A 373-nucleotide genomic window follows, 5' to 3' on the forward strand; every position below is an offset into this window, starting at 1 on the left:
CAGGGCGGGATCGTACTTTTTAGCCCGTGTTGAGTTGTAGCTCTATGCTGTGATCTAATGGCTGCCCATTTCGCAATTAGCAGCCCTGATGGACTTACTCGAACACTTGACGGTTGTTGAAGAAACCCGCTCTGACATCAACCAAAGACATAACCTTGTGGACGTCATGTTCCTTGTCTTAAGCGCTATTATGTCGGGTGCTGAAGGCTGGCAAGACATTGAAACCTTTGGTGATAGTAAACTTCCTTGGCTACAAAAATTCCGCCCATTTAATCATGGTATTCCTCGACGGCATACAATCGCTCGTATCTTGCGTACGGTGGTTGTGGAATCACTGCTTGAAGCGCTGTTGAATTGGGTAAATGAGCAGCGG

1 protein-coding gene is annotated in these 373 nt (G+C 47.2%); it reads left to right on the forward strand.

Features of this window, described 5'->3' with window-relative positions; genetic code table 11:
• Positions 1-88 precede the first annotated feature (88 nt).
• Positions 89-373: ISAs1 family transposase (locus tag J3L11_RS19065; RefSeq protein WP_207572011.1), on the forward strand; the 285-nt coding region annotated here is incomplete at its 3' end.

Origin of the sequence: Shewanella sp. 4t3-1-2LB, from assembly GCF_017368415.1 — a bacterium.
Lineage (GTDB): Bacteria > Pseudomonadota > Gammaproteobacteria > Enterobacterales > Shewanellaceae > Shewanella > Shewanella fodinae.